This is a genomic window from Bacteroides sp. OM08-11, assembly GCF_003438665.1.
Taxonomy (GTDB): domain Bacteria; phylum Bacteroidota; class Bacteroidia; order Bacteroidales; family Bacteroidaceae; genus Bacteroides; species Bacteroides cutis.
Map to the genome: position 1 here is coordinate 482,721 of NZ_QSTJ01000002.1, position 20,567 is coordinate 503,287.

At 40.3% G+C, this 20,567-nt stretch carries 16 protein-coding genes and 1 other RNA gene; 12 read left to right on the plus strand and 5 right to left on the minus strand.

Features of this window, described 5'->3' with window-relative positions:
- Position 1 precedes the first annotated feature (1 nt).
- From DXC10_RS05740 to DXC10_RS05790, 11 genes are all read left to right on the plus strand, one after another.
- The gene (locus tag DXC10_RS05740) at positions 2 to 1,258 is read left to right on the plus strand and encodes a hemolysin family protein (RefSeq protein ID WP_117737480.1); all 1,257 of its coding nucleotides are present in this window, start codon (positions 2 to 4) and stop codon (positions 1,256 to 1,258) included.
- Positions 1,259 to 1,380: 122 nt separating this feature from the next.
- The gene (locus tag DXC10_RS05745; RefSeq protein WP_117737481.1) at positions 1,381 to 3,519 is read left to right on the plus strand and encodes a peptidylprolyl isomerase; all 2,139 of its coding nucleotides are present in this window, start codon (positions 1,381 to 1,383) and stop codon (positions 3,517 to 3,519) included.
- Between the two features lie 269 nt (positions 3,520 to 3,788).
- Positions 3,789 to 4,829, plus strand: a complete 1,041-nt coding sequence (rlmN, locus tag DXC10_RS05750; protein WP_101543070.1) for a 23S rRNA (adenine(2503)-C(2))-methyltransferase RlmN — start codon at positions 3,789 to 3,791, stop codon at positions 4,827 to 4,829.
- 70 nt (positions 4,830 to 4,899) lie between these two features.
- The gene (locus DXC10_RS05755; RefSeq protein WP_101543071.1) at positions 4,900 to 5,958 is read left to right on the plus strand and encodes a DUF4837 family protein; all 1,059 of its coding nucleotides are present in this window, start codon (positions 4,900 to 4,902) and stop codon (positions 5,956 to 5,958) included.
- A gap of 2 nt (positions 5,959 to 5,960) precedes the next feature.
- A complete protein-coding gene (gene pdxA / locus DXC10_RS05760) occupies positions 5,961 to 7,058 on the plus strand; it encodes a 4-hydroxythreonine-4-phosphate dehydrogenase PdxA (protein WP_117737482.1) in 1,098 nt (365 codons plus the stop codon).
- Between the two features lies 1 nt (position 7,059).
- The gene (locus DXC10_RS05765) at positions 7,060 to 8,310 is read left to right on the plus strand and encodes a sigma-54-dependent Fis family transcriptional regulator (protein ID WP_117737483.1); all 1,251 of its coding nucleotides are present in this window, start codon (positions 7,060 to 7,062) and stop codon (positions 8,308 to 8,310) included.
- The gene (locus tag DXC10_RS05770) at positions 8,297 to 8,821 is read left to right on the plus strand and encodes an LptE family protein (protein WP_117737484.1); all 525 of its coding nucleotides are present in this window, start codon (positions 8,297 to 8,299) and stop codon (positions 8,819 to 8,821) included. Before DXC10_RS05765 ends, DXC10_RS05770 begins: the two co-directional genes overlap by 14 nt.
- A gap of 9 nt (positions 8,822 to 8,830) precedes the next feature.
- A complete protein-coding gene (locus DXC10_RS05775) occupies positions 8,831 to 9,646 on the plus strand; it encodes a tetratricopeptide repeat protein (protein ID WP_117737485.1) in 816 nt (271 codons plus the stop codon).
- 4 nt (positions 9,647 to 9,650) lie between these two features.
- A complete protein-coding gene (gene secG, locus DXC10_RS05780; RefSeq protein WP_101543076.1) occupies positions 9,651 to 10,031 on the plus strand; it encodes a preprotein translocase subunit SecG in 381 nt (126 codons plus the stop codon).
- A gap of 155 nt (positions 10,032 to 10,186) precedes the next feature.
- Positions 10,187 to 11,851, plus strand: a complete 1,665-nt coding sequence (locus DXC10_RS05785; protein WP_101543077.1) for an MFS transporter — start codon at positions 10,187 to 10,189, stop codon at positions 11,849 to 11,851.
- 2 nt (positions 11,852 to 11,853) lie between these two features.
- On the plus strand, positions 11,854 to 12,204 hold the full coding sequence (locus tag DXC10_RS05790; protein ID WP_101543078.1) for a PqqD family protein: 351 nt from the start codon (positions 11,854 to 11,856) through the stop codon (positions 12,202 to 12,204).
- Positions 12,205 to 12,283: 79 nt separating this feature from the next.
- Here the strand turns inward: DXC10_RS05790 and DXC10_RS05795 are convergent, their stop codons facing one another.
- From DXC10_RS05795 to DXC10_RS05810, 4 genes are all read right to left on the minus strand, one after another.
- On the minus strand, positions 12,284 to 13,351 hold the full coding sequence (locus tag DXC10_RS05795; RefSeq protein WP_117737486.1) for a DUF4831 family protein: 1,068 nt from the start codon (positions 13,349 to 13,351) through the stop codon (positions 12,284 to 12,286).
- Between the two features lie 87 nt (positions 13,352 to 13,438).
- Entirely contained in the window at positions 13,439 to 14,560 is a 1,122-nt protein-coding gene (locus DXC10_RS05800; RefSeq protein ID WP_117737487.1) for a lactonase family protein, read from the minus strand.
- Between the two features lie 71 nt (positions 14,561 to 14,631).
- The gene (locus tag DXC10_RS05805) at positions 14,632 to 17,466 is read right to left on the minus strand and encodes a beta-glucosidase (RefSeq protein WP_117737547.1); all 2,835 of its coding nucleotides are present in this window, start codon (positions 17,464 to 17,466) and stop codon (positions 14,632 to 14,634) included.
- A gap of 100 nt (positions 17,467 to 17,566) precedes the next feature.
- A complete protein-coding gene (locus DXC10_RS05810; RefSeq protein ID WP_117737488.1) occupies positions 17,567 to 18,823 on the minus strand; it encodes an energy transducer TonB in 1,257 nt (418 codons plus the stop codon).
- A 274-nt stretch (positions 18,824 to 19,097) separates the two neighbouring features.
- Between DXC10_RS05810 and ssrA the strand changes: the two genes are divergently transcribed.
- Positions 19,098 to 19,496, plus strand: a transfer-messenger RNA (tmRNA) gene (gene ssrA / locus DXC10_RS05815).
- A gap of 628 nt (positions 19,497 to 20,124) precedes the next feature.
- On the opposite strand, the gene DXC10_RS05820 is transcribed toward ssrA, so the two are convergent.
- Positions 20,125 to 20,562: a Fur family transcriptional regulator gene (locus tag DXC10_RS05820; protein ID WP_101543082.1), complete on the minus strand. Its 438-nt coding sequence runs from the start codon at positions 20,560 to 20,562 to the stop codon at positions 20,125 to 20,127.
- Between the last annotated feature and the right edge of the window lie 5 nt (positions 20,563 to 20,567).

Genomic DNA, 20,567 nt, shown 5'->3' on the forward strand with positions numbered 1-20,567 from the left:
AATGGATACGATTATTTACTTGTTGATGACGATGGCTTTTTCCGCTTTCTTTTCTGGAATGGAGATTGCTTTTGTTTCTGTTGATAAACTACGTTTTGAGATGGAACGGAAACCGGGGGTTATTTCAAATATTCTGGTTTGTTTTTTTCGCAATCCGAACAATTTTATTTCTACTATGTTGGTGGGAAATAATATTGCATTGGTCATTTATGGTATTTTGATGGCACAGATAATTGAAGTTAATCTTTTGGCAGGAGTTATCTCAAATCATTTTGTGCTTGTACTGGTGCAGACTATTATTTCTACGTTTATTATTTTGGTAACAGGAGAGTTTCTGCCCAAGACTTTGTTTAAAATCAATCCCAATTTAATGTTGAGGGTTTGTGCTATACCTCTATTTATTTGTTATGTCATTCTGTTTCCCATATCGAAGTTTGCTTCGGGTATTTCTTATCTTTTCCTGCGTCTGCTGGGTATGAAGATAAACAAGGAAGCGTCTGCTAAGGCTTTTGGTAAAGTTGATTTGGACTATTTTGTTCAAACGGGTATTGAGAATGCCGCTAATGAGGAAGAATTGGATGCGGAGGTGAAAATCTTTCAGAATGCTCTCGATTTCTCCAATGTTAAGATACGCGATTGTATTGTGCCTCGTACAGAAGTGGTGGCAGTGGATGTTACGGTTTCGCTGGAAGACTTGAAAAGCTTGTTTGTGGAGTCGGGTATTTCTAAGATTATTGTTTATGATGGAAACATAGATAATGTAATAGGTTATATTCATTCCTCTGAAATGTTTCGCAATCCGGCAGATTGGCGGAATAATGTCAAGGAAGTTCCTATTGTACCCGAAACGATGGCGGCACATAAGTTGATGAAACTTTTTATGCAGCAGAAAAAGACAATTGCAGTTGTAGTTGATGAATTTGGGGGGACATCTGGTATCGTCTCTTTGGAAGATTTGGTGGAAGAAATTTTTGGAGATATTGAAGATGAACATGATAACACGTCGTATGTTTGTAAACAGATTGGTGAACACGAATATGTACTTTCAGCACGTCTGGAAATAGAAAAAGTGAACGAGACTTTTGGATTGGAATTACCGGAGTCAGATGAATATCTGACAGTAAGTGGATTAATTTTGAATCGTTATCAGAGTTTTCCAAAATTGCATGAGGTAGTTGTGGTAGACCAATATCAGTTCAAAATAATCAAAGTAACAGCAACAAAAATAGAGTTGGTGCGGTTGAAAGTCGTTGAATAATCTCGTTTAGGTATAAATTTTTAAAGAATAAATAGATGCGTATTAGCATTTTTTGTATCTTCGTGCGCTAAAATGAACATGAATGGAAAATAATAATAAACAAATAAATCATATTAACTAAAATGGCAACATTACAAAACATTCGGTCTAAAGGGCCTTTATTGGTGATTGTTATTGGTTTGGCGCTGTTTGCCTTCATCGCGGGAGACGCGTGGAAAGTACTTCAGCCACATCAATCACAAGATGTAGGTGAAGTGAACGGGGAAACAATTTCCGCTCAGGATTTCCAGGCGTTGGTAGAAGAATATACGGAAGTCGTAAAATTCTCCAGCGGTTTGAACGCATTGAGTGATGAACAGACTAACCAAATCAAAGATGAAGTATGGAGATCATACGTTAACAATAAATTGATTGAGAACGAGGCTGAAAAGTTGGGCCTAACTGTTTCTAAGGCAGAAATTCAAGCTATTATTGATGCAGGTATACATCCGATGTTGCAGCAGACTCCGTTCCGTAACCCGCAGACTGGAGCTTTTGATAAGGATATGTTAAAGAAGTTTTTGGTGGATTATTCTAAGATGAATCAGGCTCAGATGCCTGCTCAATATGCAGAATATTATAACTCTATGTATAAGTTCTGGTCTTTCATCGAAAAATCACTTGTGCAGGCCCGTTTGCAGGAAAAATATCAAGCATTGGTTATTAAGTCATTGTTCTCAAATCCGGTTGAAGCACAAGATGCATTCGATGCAAGGGTAGATCAATCCGATTTATTGTTGGCTGCTATTCCTTATTCTTCTATTGTAGATTCTACAATTGTTATTAAGGAAGCGGACTTGAAAGAGGCATACGATAAGAAAAAAGAACAATTCAGACAATATGTGGAAACTCGTAATATTAAATTTATTGATGTACAAGTAACAGCAAGCCCTGAGGATAAGGCTGCTATTCAGGAAGAAGTAGAGGAATATACAACTCAGATGAGTAGTAATAATGAAGATTATACTACTTTTATTCGTTCAACTGGATCTGTTACTCCGTATGTTGATTTGTTCTATACAACAAAATCTTTGCCTGCTGATGTGGTTGCACGTTTGGATTCTGTGACGGTAGGCGGTGTGTTTGGTCCCTACTACAATGTATCCGACAATACTATCAACTCTTTCAAAAAGTTGGCTTTTGCTGCTTTGGCGGACTCTATCGAATATCGTCAAATTCAGGTTGTAGCTGATAATGCTGACAAAACTAAAGCTTTGGCAGATTCTATTTTTGGTGCTATCAAGGATGGTGCAAGCTTTGCAGAAGTTGCTAAAAAATACGGTCAAACAGGCGAACCTGCCTGGATTTCTTCTGCTAATTATGAGGGTGCGCAGATTGATGGTGACAATTTGAAATATGTGAAGACTATTACAAGTTTGGCTCAGAATGAGTTGGTTAATCTAGCTTTAGGGCAAGCAAATGTTATCTTGCAGGTTACTAACAAGAAAGCTGTTAAGGATAAATATAAAGTGGCTGTTATCAAACGTCCGGTTGAATTTAGTAAGGAGACTTATAATAAGGCGTATAATGATTTTAGCCAGTTTATTGCTGTCAATAATACATTGGATAAGATGAGTGCTAATGCGGAAGATGCAGGTTATAAATTATTGGATAGAACTGATCTTTATAGTTCAGAACATGGCATTGGTGGTGTGAAGGGTACAAAAGATGCTTTGAAATGGGCGTTCTCTGCTAAAATAGGTGAAATTTCAGGTCTGTACGAATGTGGCGAAAGTGATCATATGATGGTAGTAGGTGTTGCAAATATTGTTCCAGAAGGTTATCGTCCGTTGGCTTTAGTAAAAGACCAGTTGAGAAATGAGATTCTTCGTGATAAGAAAGCTGAAAAAATTATGGCTGATATGAAGGCTGTAGGTGCTGTTTCATTTGATCAATATAAGAATATGGCTAATGCTGTTAGTGATTCTGTAAAACACGTTACTTTCGCAGCTCCGGCATATGTCCCGGTATTGCGTAGTAGTGAGCCTTTAGTAGGTGCTTATGCGTCTATTGCAGAATTAAATAAACTGAGCGCTCCTATCAAGGGTAATGGTGGTGTATTCGTTCTTCAACCATATGCAAAAGAGAAGTTGAATGAGACATTTAATCAGGAGACAGAAGAAAGTACTTTGGAAAGTATGCATGTACGTATGGCAAGTCAGTTTATTAACGACTTGTATCTGAATGCAGATGTGAAAGATAATCGTTATCTGTTCTTTTAAAAAGTGAGTTGAATAAAATAGCATAGTAAAAAGCCGTCCGACGTATTCGGACGGCTTTTTTATTATCAAAATACTGCATCGCTTTGCCTTTATGCAACTTTATTTCTACCTTTGCATTTAATTCACCATAGAAGATACAGGACTTTTATATTCTGTTATTTTGTCTGTCATTTTAAGTATAGCTGAAAAAATCTTCTAATGCGTACATTAAGGGAATAGATTCTTCAGAATGACAGATCGTATGTGTTGAAAACTAAAAGATAGATTATATGCAGAAACAATCCCTCTTAGGACTAACCCTTATCGAATTGCAAGCAGTAGTAAAAAAACTGGGAATGCCTAGGTTTGCTGCTAAACAGATTGCAGAGTGGCTGTACGATAAGAAAGTGGCTTCCGTTGATGATATGACAAATTTGTCGTTAAAACATCGGGAGCTGTTAAAAGAACAGTATGAGGTAGGTATTGCAGCTCCGGTGGATGAAATGCGGTCGGTAGATGGTACAGTGAAATACCTTTATCGAGTGGGAAGTAGTCACTTTGTAGAAACTGTTTATATTCCCGATGATGATCGTGCTACATTATGTGTTTCTTCGCAAGTGGGATGCAAAATGAACTGTAAATTCTGTATGACAGGTAAGCAAGGTTTTATAACTAATCTGACTGCCAACCAAATCATAAATCAGATAAGTTCTTTGCCGGAGCGAGATAATCTAACAAATGTTGTGATGATGGGAATGGGAGAACCATTGGATAATTTGGATGAAGTGTTGAAAGCATTGGAAATTATGACTTCATCCTATGGCTATGGTTGGAGTCCGAAACGTATCACACTCTCTTCTGTCGGTCTTCGTAAAGGGTTACAACGTTTTATTGAAGAAACAGACTGCCATTTGGCAATCAGTCTTCATTCTCCAATAGTATTGCAACGTCGTGAATTGATGCCTGCAGAAAAAGCTTTTTCTATTATTGAAATAGTAGATTTGTTAAGAAACTATGATTTTAGCAAACAACGCAGACTATCTTTCGAATATATTGTTTTTAAAGGAGTGAACGATTCGTTGCTTTATGCTAAGGAGTTGTTGAAGTTGTTGCGTGGTGTAGATTGCAGAGTAAATTTGATACGTTTTCATGCTATTCCAGGAGTAGATTTGGAAGGTGCTAATATGGAAACGATGATAACTTTCCGTGATTATTTGACTTCCCGCGGACTTTTCACCACAATTCGCGCATCTCGCGGAGAAGATATATTTGCCGCATGCGGTATGTTGTCTACAGCTAGGCAAGAGGAGAATAAAGAAGAATTAATATAAATTATTAACTTTAGCGGTTTGTATATACGATTTTTTCGTAGCTTTGTAAGAAACTAAAAAACATAGAGATATGAAGAAACGCCTGTTTTATTTAAGTATGGTTTTCGTTATGACGTTGTTTTCAGCGTGTGGTAACGGTAAAAAGGGGGTGTTTACTCCGACTTCCAGTGGTCGTGCGTATGAAATTCTGGTAGTGGTTGATCCTGGATTATGGGAACGTCCTGCCGGTCGTGCCCTTTATGATGTGCTTGATACGGATGTGCCGGGATTACCTCAATCTGAACGTTCATTCCGTATCATGTATACTTCTCCTGCAAATTATGACTCAACGTTGAAGTTGATTCGTAACATTATTATTGTAGAAGTGAATAAAGATCTCTATACGCAACCTAAGTTCAAATATGCAAAGGATGTATATGCTGCGCCTCAGTTAATCTTGACTATTCAGGCACCGGACGAAGCTTCATTCGAGAAGTTTGTAGAGGAAAATAAGCAGGTTATTATTGATTTCTTTACTCATGCCGAGATGAATCGTCAAATTTCTGTTTTGAAAGATAAGCATAGTGACTATATTTCTACAAAGGTAAAGAGTATGTTCGACTGTGACGTATGGGTACCCGGTGAACTGACTTCTACTAAACAAGGTGAAAACTTTTTCTGGGCAGGTACTAATGCTGCTACTGGCGATCAGAATTTTGTAATCTACTCTTATCCCTATACAGATAAGGATACATTTACCAAAGAATATTTTGTTCAGAAGCGTGACTCCGTTATGAAAGTGAATATCCCTGGGGCAAGAGAGGGTATGTATATGGAAACAGATTCTTTGATGACCGATGTACGTCCTATTTCCGTACAGGGTGATTATGCGCTTGAAGCTCGTGGATTGTGGCGTGTAAAGGGGGATTATATGGGCGGTCCATATGTTTCACACGCTCGTTTGGATAAGTCCAACCAGCGTATTATCGTATCTGAAATATTTGTGTATTCACCTGATAAATTAAAACGTAACTTGGTACGTCAGATGGAAGCTTCATTGTATACTTTGAAATTACCTAACAGTAAACATGGGGGAGCTGAAATACCATTGGGAGTAACGAAACAAGATACTACTAAAATTATAAAATAAGAATGGAAGATAATAAAATAAGGGTAGGCATTACGCAAGGAGATATTAATGGAGTGGGATATGAAGTTATTTTGAAAGTATTCTCAGATCCTACTATGTTAGAGTTGTGTACACCTATTATTTATGGTTCGCCTAAGGTTGCCGCTTATCATCGTAAATCTCTTGATTTATCTACGAACTTTAGTATCGTCAACTCGGCATCGGAAGCAGCCAACAATCGCCTGAATGTGGTAAATTGTACAGATGATGAAGTGAAAGTTGAGTTCTCTAAGCCTGACTTTGAGGCTGGTAAAGCTGCACTTGACGCTCTTGAGAAGGCAATAGAGGAGTATAAAGAAGGATTGGTAGATGTGATTGTGACAGCTCCCATCAACAAGCATACTATTCAGTCGAATGAATTTTCATTTCCCGGTCATACGGAATATATTGAAGGGAAACTGGGGAATGGAGAGAAGGCTTTGATGATATTGATGAAAGATGATTTCCGTGTAGCATTGGTAACGGGACATATTCCTGTAAGAGAGATTGCATCTACCATTACCAAGGAATTGATACAGGAAAAGTTGGCTATTTTTAATCATTCTTTGAAGCAAGATTTTGGTATCGGTACGCCGCGTATTGCGGTACTTTCTTTAAATCCGCATGCAGGTGATGAAGGGTTGCTCGGAACGGAAGAACAAGAAATAATTATTCCAGCTATTCAGGAAATGGCGGCTAAAGGTATACTTTGTTATGGCCCTTATCCTGCCGATGGGTTTATGGGTGCTGGTAATTTTGCCCATTTTGATGGTGTGTTGGCAATGTATCATGACCAGGGATTGGCTCCATTTAAAGCTTTAGCTATGGATGAAGGGGTAAACTATACTGCTGGACTACCGGTAGTACGTACTTCGCCAGCTCATGGTACGGCATACGATATTGCCGGAAAAGGGTTAGCATCTGAAGATTCTTTTCGTCAGGCTGTTTATGTGGCTATTGATGTGTTCCGTAACCGTCAGCGTGAAAAAGTGGCACATGTCAATCCACTGCGAAAACAGTATTATGAGAAACGTGATGACAGTGATAAACTGAAACTCGATAGTGTAGAAGAAGATTTGTAGTATGACGAAAGCGGAAATACAACAAGTAAAATTACGATTTGGTATCATTGGTAATAACGAGACATTGATGCGTGCTATTGATATTGCCATTCAGGTAGCTCCTACTGACTTGTCGGTATTGATCACTGGGGAGAGTGGTGTGGGTAAAGAAAGCTTTCCGCAGATTATCCATCAATTCAGCCGAAGAAAGCATGGGCAGTATATAGCTGTCAATTGTGGTGCCATTCCTGAAGGGACGATTGACTCAGAACTTTTCGGGCACGAAAAAGGGGCATTTACCGGTGCCATCGGTGAACGTAAGGGTTATTTCGGTGAAGCTAATGGTGGTACTATTTTTCTAGATGAGGTAGGGGAGTTACCTCTGCCCACTCAGGCACGTTTGCTTCGTGTTCTTGAATCAGGAGAATTCATCAAGGTGGGTTCCTCTAAAGTGGAGAAAACAAATGTACGTATTGTTGCTGCTACCAATGTAAATTTGGCACAAGCCATTGCTGACGGTCGTTTTCGCGAAGATTTATATTATCGTCTGAATACAGTTCCTATTCAGGTACCGCCATTGCGTGAGCGCGGAGAGGATGTTGTGTTGTTATTCCGTAAATTTGCTTCCGACTTTGCCGAGAAGTACCGGATGCCTGCCATTCAGCTTGCAGAAGATGCTAAGCAGATGTTGTTAGTATACTCTTGGCCTGGAAATGTGCGTCAGTTGAAGAATATCACGGAGCAGATTTCTATTATTGAAACTAATCGTGAAATAAGTGCTTCTATTTTGAAAGGATATTTACCTGTTCAGAATAATGTACAACGTTTTCCCGCTTTACTAGGTATGAAAGAAAACAAAGGTTTTGAAAGTGAGCGGGAGATACTTTATCAGGTATTGTTTGATATGAGGCATGACGTTACTGAATTAAAAAAACTGGTACATGAGATTATGCAGGAACGTGGCTCTTCTGTGGGAACTTCCTCGGTTACTCCTACTACGTACCTTACTCCAACACCTCCTGTGGTAGCTTCGGTACCGGCTGTAGTGCCGACTATTATTCATCCGTCGGCGAAGTCTGTTTCCGAAGTGGATGATGATATTCAGGATACGGAGGAATATGTAGAAGAATCGCTTTCTCTGGATGAGGTGGAAAAAGAAATGATACGTAAAGCCCTTGAAAAACATCATGGAAAGCGCAAAAGTGCCGCAAAGGATTTAAATATCTCTGAGCGCACACTATACAGAAAGATAAAAGAATATGGATTGGATTAAAAAAATAACACTGGTTGTTTCTTTGGTGAGTCTGGTGCTTGTGGTATATTCTTGCCGTATTTCTATGGGACTTGCTCCGATAAGTTCTATTGATTACAGTAAGGTGAAGACTATTTCCATTGCGGAATTTCCCAATCGTGCGGAGTATGTTTATGTTCCCATGGCTACTGAATTTAACCAGAAGTTGAAGGATATGTTTATCCAACAAACTCGTTTACAATTGGTAAACTCCAACGGTGACTTGGAAATAGATGGTGAAATAACTGGTTACAATCAATATAATGAGGCTGTTGCTGCTGATGGATTCTCTTCCAAAGTGAAGGTTACCATGACTGTTAATGTGCGCTTTGTGAATAATACCAATCACGAAGAAGACTTTGAGCAGCAGTTTTCTGCCTTCCAGACATACGATTCGTCACTGCTATTGACCGATGTGCAGGACGGCTTAATAACCAAAATGATTAAGGATATTACAGAACAGATATTTAATGCAACTGTAGCTAATTGGTAATCGAAGAAAATGACTTCTGTACACCTGCAACAATGGATATCATATCCTGAAACGTTGAATAGAGACACCTTGTACGAACTACGTACTTTAGTAGCTCGTTATCCTTATTTCCAATCAGTTAGGTTGTTGTTCCTCAAGAACCTGTATTTGTTACATGATATCAACTTCGGTACGGAGTTACGCAAGGCGGTGCTGTATGTAGCCGATCGTCGTGTACTGTTCTATTTGATAGAGGGTGACCGGTATACTCTGAAGTCCAAGACATCTTCTTTGTTGTCTTCCAAAGTTTTGGAGGAAGAACCGAGTGTAGATCGTACACTATCCTTGATCGACGCTTTTTTGGCCACTGTTCCGGAAGAACATTCACAACCCATGGAACTGGATTATACGATGGACTATACATCTTTCTTGATGCAGGATGACGGGCGGATAGGAGAAATAACTTTGGAAACAGATATCCCTAAATTGCGGGGACATGAGTTAATAGACGGTTTTATCCAAAAGAGTGAAACTATGGAAGTACCTGCTTTTGAGAAACCTGTACCTTATAGATTAGAGAAAGATGAGAATCTCATCAATGAAAGCAAGATGCCTTTGGCAGAAATCGTAGGAGATGAACTTACATTGGGGGATACAGAAGAAAACAGTATAGACGATAGCTGTTTTACGGAGACTTTGGCTAAAATCTATGTTAAACAGCGCAGATATGATAAAGCCCTTGAAATAATTAAAAAATTAAGCTTGAATTATCCAAAAAAAAATGCTTACTTTGCAGACCAAATCAGATTTTTAGAGAAATTGATTATTAACGCTAAATCAAAATAACAAAATGTACTTCTTATTAATTATTTTAATGGTGATTGCATCCTTGTTGATGTGTTTCATTGTGTTGATCCAGAATTCCAAAGGCGGTGGTTTGGCTTCGGGGTTCTCTTCATCCAATCAAATCATGGGTGTGCGCAAGACTACTGACTTTTTAGAAAAAGCTACATGGGGATTTGCTGCATTTATGGTAGTGATGAGCATTGCTTCTGCTTATGTAGTTCCAAGTGCTTCTCATAAGAGTGGTGATGTAATTATGGAACAAGCCCAGCAAGAAGAAAAAACAAATCCGTATAATATGCCGGTAGGTACTACTGCTCCGCAGGCTGAAACTCCTGCAACAACAGCTCCTGCAACAACAAACGGCTCTGACTCTGCGGAAAATTAATCATAGATTAATTTGTATTCATATCCAGCGGAATTGCGCAATAATAAGTTGCCCAGTTCCGCTGTTTTTTTTGAATATGTGCGGATATAACTTATATTTAGCTAATTTTGTACTTATATTCAGAATCTATTTACTACTATAACATACTATTTAAAATGACAACTACTGACAAAATTCATCAAACACTGCGCGATTCTGCAGGTATGCGTTGGACGGTGTTACTGCTTTTAGCTTTTGCTATGTTCTGTTCATATATTTTTATGGACATACTTTCACCTATTAAGGATTTGATGCAGTCTACGCGTGGCTGGGACTCAACTGCGTTTGGTACGATGCAAGGTTCTGAGACATTCCTTAATGTATTTGTGTTTTTTCTTATCTTTGCTGGTATTATCCTCGATAAAATGGGGGTACGTTTTACTGCAATTCTTTCGGGTGCCGTAATGCTTGTTGGTGCTACTATTAATTGGTATGCGGTGACTGATAGTTTTCAGGGAAGTGGACTTCATACTTGGTTCACTAATAATCTGAATTATATTCCTGGATTTGATGAGTTGGGTATTTCTCCGTTCTATAAAGGTATGCCTGCGTCGGCTAAGTTTGCAGCAATTGGTTTTATGATCTTTGGTTGTGGTGTTGAGATGGCCGGTATTACAGTTTCTCGTGGTATTGTCAAATGGTTTAAAGGACGTGAGATGGCTCTTGCCATGGGGTCAGAAATGGCTCTTGCTCGTTTGGGGGTTGCTACTTGTATGATATTCTCTCCAGTTTTTGCTAGATTGGGAGGAGTTATTGATGTTTCACGTTCGGTGGCATTTGGAGTTGTTCTGTTGTTCATAGCGCTCATTATGTTTATTGTTTATTTCTTTCTGGACAAGAAGCTTGATGCTCAAACCGGTGAAGCTGAAGAGAAAGATGATCCATTTAAGATTAGCGATCTTGGTACAATTCTGTCAAGTAGTGGCTTTTGGTTGGTAGCCCTTCTTTGTGTACTTTATTATTCTGCTATATTCCCTTTTCAGAAGTATGCAGTAAATATGTTACAGTGTAACTTAGTATTCAAGGAAGTTCCTGCTGACTCTTTTTGGGCTACTAATACGGTAACAATCATTCAATATTGTATAATGCTTGTTGTTGCTGGTGCTTCTTTTGCGAGTAACTTTATGAAGAAAGTAAGTTTGAAATACAGTTTACTTACTCTTGCCAGTATATTATTGGTCGTATTCTGTTATATGGGATATATGCGTCAGAGCGCAGAGACGGTATTTGCTGTATTTCCTTTACTTGCCGTGGGTATTACTCCGATACTTGGTAACTATGTCGATCATAAAGGTAAAGCTGCTTCTATGCTTGTAATCGGTTCTTTGTTACTTATTCTTTGTCATCTTACCTTTGCGTTTGTGCTTCCGATATTTAGAGATAATGCAATTGGTGGTATTGTCATAGCTTATCTTACTATATTGGTTCTTGGAGCGAGTTTTTCTTTGGTACCTGCTTCTTTATGGCCCAGTGTTCCAAAGCTGGTCGACGCCAAAATTATCGGTAGTGCTTATGCGCTTATCTTTTGGGTTCAGAATATTGGTCTTTGGCTCTTTCCTCTTCTTATTGGTAAAGTGCTTGATAAAACCAATACACAACTTGTAGCCGACTTGAACAGTGGACTGATCACTTCAGAAGAAGCTGCTGTTTCGTATAACTACACTGCACCATTAGTAATGCTTGCTTGTCTCGGTGTTGCTGCTTTGATATTAGGTTTAGTACTTAAAGTGGTCGATAAAAAGAAAGGACTTGGTTTGGAGGAACCTAATATCAAGGGGTAAGTATGTTGGATATAAAAGGAAAAATTAATCTACTTGATGCAGTTCCAGTTCAATGTGAACATATTACCACCGAGTGGAAAGGTGAATGCGCAGTACTCACCTTTCCCCGATTTAAATATGAATGGATGCGTCGTTTCTTGTTGCCGAAAGGTATGTCTCCCAATATCCATGTCCGGTTGGAAGAACACGGTTCGGTGGTGTGGCGTTCAATAGATGGACAACGGACTGTACAGGAGATTATTTCCATGCTTGCCGGATACTTTCAAGATGAAAAGACTTATCCTTCACGTGTCGCTACTTATGTAATGCAACTACAAAAGGATGGATTTATTCAATTAAGAATTAAAAATTAAAAGATATGAGGCTGCGCAATGTAAAATATGACTTTAATTGCGCAGCCTCATATCTTTTAACTTTTAAGGATTTAGTTCACTAAAATTTTCCTTCTTCTCTATCTACTTTTATCAATCCTCCTGTCGCTGTATCAAATAATACTTTTACGGTTGAATTCTTGTTGAACAATACTGGTGCAAGGTATTCGATTGTACCGAACTGGGTAATAGGTAGTTCTCCGTCAAACAGACGTTTATTGTTATTGTCTGTCAATGTTACGTGTGCCCTGCCCGGAACATTATAGGCTATACCGTCCATTTTTTTCTTACCATCGTCTACTGGAAGGGTGGGTGTCTTTAAATCACTTATACTGATATAATACGGTTCACCTGCTAAATCATCATTAGCAACTATACCCAAGCGTTTTGAAAAGCGGAAAACGATTTCATTATCCATTTCTTTGGGCGTCAACCGGATGGTGAAGGTTTTTGTTTCTTTCTTTACCTGACCAGAGAACATTTCTGTCATGGCACGTTCCTGTAAATTCAGATTATCAAGCATAATTTTGAGTTGTGCACCATCTTGCGGCATATTATCAGCTTCGCCGCGTAGAAAGGCATTTTTACTCTCGCGGATATTGTAAATCTCTTTGGCTACCAATTCGGCCATTTTAGCTCTGGAACTTGCCATCAATATTTCTTCTGTCAGAAATTTTCTAGGATCGATATTGTCTTGTACTTCGGTATCAGTTGCTTGGGGAGATTGTACTTTGTTACGTTCGCTGAGTGGCATATTGATGGAACGTATGATGCCGTTTTCCGTAAGCTCCATGAGCGGTGCTACTGTTTTGTCCTTCAATTTCACAAAGTAGACATTCTTTTTGTCTGGTATACCTGCTACGTGAGTTTCAATCTTGTCAATAGTCCAATGTATCTCGGGATCGGCAGATACACTACCCATGCGCAGATAGCGGTCGGCATATTTACAAAATTCCCCAGGAGTATAAGTATGCTTTGTTGTCTCAATGATTACTTCTATTTCAGTTTTTGGCAGGATATAAGTCACTCCGTAGTCCTTGCCACGCATTACACCCACTGTGACATCTGTCTGGGCATAACTGTTTGTAGCTATTAAAAGGCCTGCAAGCCATATTATTTTTTTCTTCATAATGTTCCAATCTGTTTAAAACGATGAATTTAAGAAACAAAGTTAACGAAGTTCTTTATTCCCGGAAACTCATTTACGAAAGATTAACTAATGGTTAAAAGGCGGAACAAATTGTACACAGACAGGTTTGTCTACAATGATATCTTTTTGTATATCTTTCAAGACTCCTGTATTTTTGTCGCGTTCGTACACTTGAATGACATTACTGTCACGACAAGCCACCAACAGATATTTACCATTTGGGGTAATGTTGAAATGTCTGGGATGTATACCTGTTAACTGATATCCTACTTTTGCCAACGTTCCATTTTCTGTATTGACAGCAAAGATAGCAATACCATCAGCTTGCAAACGATTACTGGCATATAGATATTTACCATCAGGGCTGAGGTGAATATCCCCACTTCCACGGGCAGCTGTTGTATCAGCGACAATAGATTGTATTTGTTCCAGTTTTCCATCCTCATAACTGAAAGCAATAACCTTTCCAGAGAGTTCATTAATCAGATATGCGAATTTTCCATTCGGGCTGAATATCAGATGTCTTGGACCGGAATCAGGTGCGACGTCAGTCGTTTCGGCAGATAGGTGAGGTACAATATCTTTAGGATGTAGAACAAAACGCAAAATGCGATCGGAACTGAAGTCTGTAGCGAAGATATACTTACCATCCGGTGAAAAAATGGCACAATGAATATGTGGCGTCACTTGTCGAGTCGTGTCTGGACCTGATGCTGTACCTTCAAAAAGAGTATCAACAGAAGCTATGGTTCCATCTTTCTGTAGAGGAAAGATGGACATGCTACCACCACTATAATTAGCAGTCAATACTTCTTTTCCGTTGGTCGAAACATAACAAGGGTCGGCGCCAAGTGTCGGTTCGGTATTTAGCAGGCAGAGTTCTCCTGTCTCCCGATTGAATGCAAAGGCATTCAGTGCAGCTGTATTATCGTTTATTTCACTGACAGCATAGACAAACTTTCCGTCTTCCGAAGGGATAAGATAGGAAGGATTAGGTATTTCCACAGAGTCGAGCGGCGTTGTAGTACCCGTTTCCTGATTAAAACGAAAACTATAAATACCTTTACTTGTACCATTGGTATAAGTTCCTATCAGCATAGAGAGCTCGTCCTTATTACCATTCTTCGCATCCTTGGAAGCACAAGCGGTTATACTTAGTCCGAGCATACAGAAAAGAAGTGTTTTCATCGAGTGATAAATATTTAGTGATTAGCGGTCAGTAATACACGGCATACCGCTAATCACTAGACACTAATCGGTTAATTGTTATATTTTACTTCTGCGATCCCCACTTTGTCATCATTCAGTACAATACGTAGATCGCTGGCAGTAGTTCCTTTGAATGGATAGGAGATAGGTTTACCGTACTCACTTACAGTACCTGAATAAACTGTCAGGAATTGTCCGCCTCCGCCAGAGAGTTGTATTTCAAAGTCAGCAGGCAGTTCGTTGTCACGCACGAAAGTGATAGAAACGTTATTTACTTTAGCTCCATTCTTTAAGGCAAAGGTAATATAATCTCCCTTATTTCCTTGCCAGATGGTATTGATTTTTCCGTCGAGTACATTTCCTGCACTTTCTTGATTAGTATTGGCGGTTACAGGACTAATCGGCTTTTGTGTTTCTAATTCCCGGATTCGCTCTTGATAATCTACTACTTTTAAAGTTCCACTCAAGCGAATATCTTCGGAAGAAGCGCCCGCCATCAGGGTGAAGTCTCCCGGTTCCACTACCCATTTCATATCGGCATCCAACAGCTCCAAATGTTTTCGGTCTATGGTGAAAGTTACTTCCTTGGTTTCACCCGGTTCCAGATGAACGCGTTCAAAGCCGGCGAGATTCTTTTCGTAAGTAGTAACACTGCTCAGTACATCACGCGTGTATAATTGTACTACTTCATCACCGGCGCGTTTGCCGGTATTGGTAACTTTCAGACGTACGATTGCCTGCTGGTCGGGAGTGATGACTTTAGGACTGATTTCCAAGTCGGAATAGTTAAAGGTGGTGTAACTCAAACCGTATCCGAAGGGATAGAGTGCCCCGTTGACGCGTGACATATTTCCGTCAGGTCCCGGGTTTTTCCCTCCGTCAATCTGTGAAGAAGGCTTACAGGGGAAGTTAAAAGGAATTTGTCCCACACTCTTCGGGAAAGTAACCGTCAGTTTACCACCCGGATTGTAATCTCCAAACAGAATATCGGCAATGGCTATCCCCCCCTTGGAGCCGGGATACCATGTCTCGAGAATGGCGGGTACGAACTTATTTGCCCAGTTGATGGAAAGCGGGCGGCCGTTGATGAGTACCAACACTACCGGTTTCCCTGTGGCTTGTACAGCTTGGAGTAACTTCAACTGACGTCCTGGAAGTTCCAGGCTACTGCGCGATTTGTTTTCACCGCAAGTACGTTGTCCGCCTCCAAGCACCACTACCGCCACATCGGCCTGCCGTGCATTTTCAACGGCTTTATCTATCTCGGTTTGTTCGTCGGCGGTCAAAGGATATTCTATTATCTCGCTTTCCGGCCAATTGGCATCCACTAGATCGCAACCTTTTGTGTAGAGCACTTCGGCTTTGTCCTTCATCTTATCCTGAATACCTTCCAGAACGGTGGTTACATCTACGGCAAGTGGACCATAATGCGTTAGTGCATACCCCTCTTCGTTAGCGTTAGGACCGCATACGGCAATCTTTTTTATGGAATTGATGTCCAGCGGTAAGAGATTGTCTGCATTCTTCAGCAAAACGATGGATTCACGGGATGCCTGCAAAGCGACAGCTTCGTTTTCTTCTTTTTCTACTTCTTTGTCCGCACCTGCAAGATCGGTCTGGTAAGGAGTGTCAAACAGTCCGACAAGGAACTTCACGCGGAGAATGTCACGTACGCGGTCATTGATGACCTCTTCACTCAGTCCACCTTCCTTCACCAGTTCACGAAGCGGAAGTACGTATGAATCTGGTGAGCGGAAAGTACAACGTACATTTAGTCCGGCTTCCACACTTTGGCGTACCGCTTCTTTCATATCTTTGGCAGTGCCATGTTTGGTATAGAGGTATTCTACCGCATCACTATCCGACACCACATAACCACGGAATCCCATTTCCTTGCGCAGGCGGGTAGTGAGCCAGTAGAAGCTTCCTTGAATAGGAATGCCGTCGTAATCATTGTACGAGCTCATTACACCCAGTAACCCCGCTTCCTTGATTACTCGTTTGAAAGGATAAAGATGAATATTTTCCACCTCACGAGGTGAAATCTGCGGATCAAGACGTGCCATGCCTTCACGGGCACCCTTGTTGTTGCTGTATGCGGCAAAGTGCTTGCCGGTTGCTGCTACCTGGTGGTTATGTTGCATACCGCGTACCATTTCGATGCCCAGTTCGGCAACCAGATAAGGAGACTCGCCATACACTTCCTCGTAACGTCCCCAACGCTGGTCGCGACCTACGTCGAGGATAGGAGCATAGACATTGGTATATCCCAGCATACGTGCTTCTCGTCCGGTGATAAGTCCAACCTTGTGAATCAGTTTCCTGTTCCACGTATGTCCCAGTCCTAATTGTGTGGGGAAGTTGGTAGCCCGGTAACTTTCCACACCACGGATACCTTCGTTGGTGAAGTCCACAGGAATGCCGAGACGCGTATCTTCTACAAAGAAACGTTGTACCTCGTTCAGCGCCCATGCATGGCGCGAGGCTGGCCATACGTTTTCATTGTCCGATGGAGGAAGTCCCCACTGCTGGAAGCCGTTCAGGTGCTCGTCTATGGCACCGATACCGTCTTTCCAGAGCTTTTGTTTCCATTCGGGGGTGGGAAGATCATCTTTCAATACACGCTTGTATCCGTAGAGAGTAACCATTTGGCAAGTCTTTTCCTCAAGTGTCATCTGTTGTAATAAGTCTTCGATACGTGCATCAAGTGGAGCGGTGGGGTCTTCGTACACATCCTTTATTCCGTTTTTGTTGAAGTCTATCCAACCTTTACGATACATCTCACTCTTTACCGGTTTGTACACAGCCGGTATTTTCGTAGTTTTTTGCGCTGATAGCATGGCGCCACTACCAAGTAGCAAAGTCGCTACAATTAATTTTCTCATGGTATAGTTTGTTTCAATAATTTCTTCGGGTGTCAAAGATAGTGATTTTGCAGCTATGGAAAAGTATAAAATTGTCCGTAGTATCAGTACTATTTGTCCATTACTCCTCTATTGATATAGGTATTTCTTCTTTCTTGTTTCCACTTTTTACTGGAACGAAAGTTATGGGAAATGTATATTTCACTTTTACAGCCTTTCCATGTTGTGTGCCGGGTTTCCATTTGGGCATCAAGCTTATTATGCGAAGTGCTTCTTTATCTAATTCCGGATTGACATGACGGAGGATGACAGGTTCTGTTACAGAACCGTCTTTATCTATTATAACCTGAACGATGACTCTTTCTTTTTTACTGTTCTCTGTTGTAGCTTGAGGATATTGCAGGCTTTTATCTACGAATTTAAGGAGTTCCGGCATTCCTCCGGGAAATTCCGGCATCACTTCTACTACATCATACACTGCTTCGTCGTATTCTTTTTTCAGTAATCTTACTTGTTGTTCGGAAGCGTATTGAAACATTTTGGGAGGAATAGGTGTTTTGGAGGCTTGTTCCCATTCTCGCCTTTTGTCTGTCAGTTGGAATTCGCTCATCATGAGTATCTGTCTCCGCCCTATCCAAACTCTATAAAAGAAGCGATAATGTCCCGGTCTGTTGGGATGGACGTCGGGGTAAAGAGATGCTTCAAAAGGAAAACTTCCTTTATGGTTGATGCCATAGGCTATGTCAATGGCAAGTGAGTTGATAGGCAGTTCTCTCCATATACCATTCTCATCCTGATAAGTGATGTAATAGTGTTCGCCGCACTTAATAGTTACACCACTATTATTATAGAGAATAAATTTAATTTTATGACTGTCTGTCGAATATGCGGAATATTCGGGACGGAGATAAATGCCGAGTGTATCGTTTACTCCGGTCTTTTCGTTGATGACAGGAATAGCCGGTCCGTTGAAGCGGAATGCAGGCGAGTCCATGATTTTTTCTCTGAACTCTTTTTGTTTTTCGGGAGTATTCACTATCAAGTCGATATCTATGTAGTGTAAACCGACTCCAAATCCTGTAACATTATTTTTGGTACTTTCATTTTCCAGGTCTTGGAAACGTTTACTCAATTCATCTTGGATAGCTATCAGTTGTTTTTGAGAATAATTGATGCGGTTAGTTGCTTCTATTTTGAATTGTCCGTTTCCTGATATTTTTTCCAACTTTTTATGTGTGGTAGTAGTGTCTCCCTTCATTTGAAAAACGTCAAGATGGGTACCTCCGATAAAGTCTGGACGGTGGGGAGTATCTCCTTTTTCATTCATTTTGCAGGAAGAAAGAAAAAGCGACAAAATTATCAGATGATACTTGTTCATAGTGCGTTTTTTATGTAATGATACAAATTTACGGAAAAAAAGAAATAAAAAAACTGCAGATAATATTTTTTCTTTTCTGCATTTAGTCATGTTTACATGGTTATGATGAAAAAAAATATTTGTTGATAATTGAAGCTTGAATGAAAGATTTTGTATCTTTGCGCTAAAGAAAGCGATAGGGCATGAAAAATAATGTATTATTTATTCCTTTTTCATCCCCCGGCTTAGAAATAAACATCGCAATCTTTTAAAATCATTCCATTATAAGACTCATGGGGTTGACTGGATTTGACAGCGGGCAGAAATGGTGAGTAAGCATGCAGTGCGTCGTTGATTTGCACTTTAATCTCAGTCTTCAAAATTTTATCTGGCGAAAACAATTACGCTCTCGCTGCTTAATCGAAGTATAGTAGATTGAAGCTTAATCCCGGCACCAGGTGCTGGGACGTGACATCACTCGGAAGCTGTTGCTCCGAAGCATTCCGATCCAGTGGTGCAGTTAAATCGGGGATAGTTCGTGCTTGCCTTGAAGCACGGATGAAACTTTAGAGGATAAGGTAACGGTTGATGGCTTTGGTTCTGTCGTTACACGAAAATTTAGGCAAAGATAAGCATGTAGAAAGCTTATGATTTCCTCGTTTGGACGAGGGTTCGATTCCCTCCAGCTCCACGAATGAATTTTGAAACCGTTGGTTTATCCGGCGGTTTTTCTTTTTTTAGGTAAGTTCTTTTGATACTGTATTCATCACGGAAGATACTTTTTGTCTCCGGATCGCCCGTTTTGCTGACACGTCCACTTTTCGAAAAGTCTGAAAATACACGATTTAACGCATAAATATGCGGCGTTTTTACCGAATATTCACTAGTTTCACGCTTCCCGAAGACGGGATATTAACTTCCCACGCGAGAGATATTAACTTCCCATGTGAGAGATGTCAACTTCCGGCGTGAGGGATGTTAACTTCCCTCATGGAAAAAATGAATATTTTTCCTGGGGACACTCTTTTTCTCCTGCAAAAAGAACGTTTTTATATGGACAACCGGCTATTTTCCGTTTATTGGAGTTGTACATATTTTTGTATTTTACTATCCATGAGTAAGATATGAATTTTCGCTCACATATTTTTGCTTGCACCTGTCAATGGGTGGAAATACGCAATTCTCGGGATGCGGAAAATGCAAAGTGTCAAGAAACGAACACAGGCAATGCCGGGGCGGTTCTTTTCGGGGATTGCTGAAACAGATGTATTTCCCCGCTATATCTCTACTGTCTCTTACCGCCGCGACTTGCCCAACACTGACTATGGAAAAGTATTTGAGTTTTTCGCCGCACATTCCGGACAAAGCCCCTTCAACACATAATTGATACTGTCCAGTGTAAATCCTTTAGGCATCTGAACTATTGGAGTAGGTATATTCTTAAAACAGAAAGTTTTGTTACATTTTTTGCAATGGAAGTGGGTATGCAAGTCTTCTACTTCGCACGAACAACTTTCGCCACATACGGCATACTTCAGGGAGCCGGTACCGTCGTCGATACTATGTATCAGATGGCGGGACAGAAATAGAGTGATGGTACGGAAGATGGTGGATTTATCAACCGTATCAAGTATATTTTCCAGATCGAGCAAGGATACGGAGCGACTGGCCTGCATCATGGCTTTTAGCACCAGCAACCGGTTGGCTGTAGGTTGTATTTCACGCTTTTCCAGTAAATCCAGATATATATTTTCTTCCATATTCA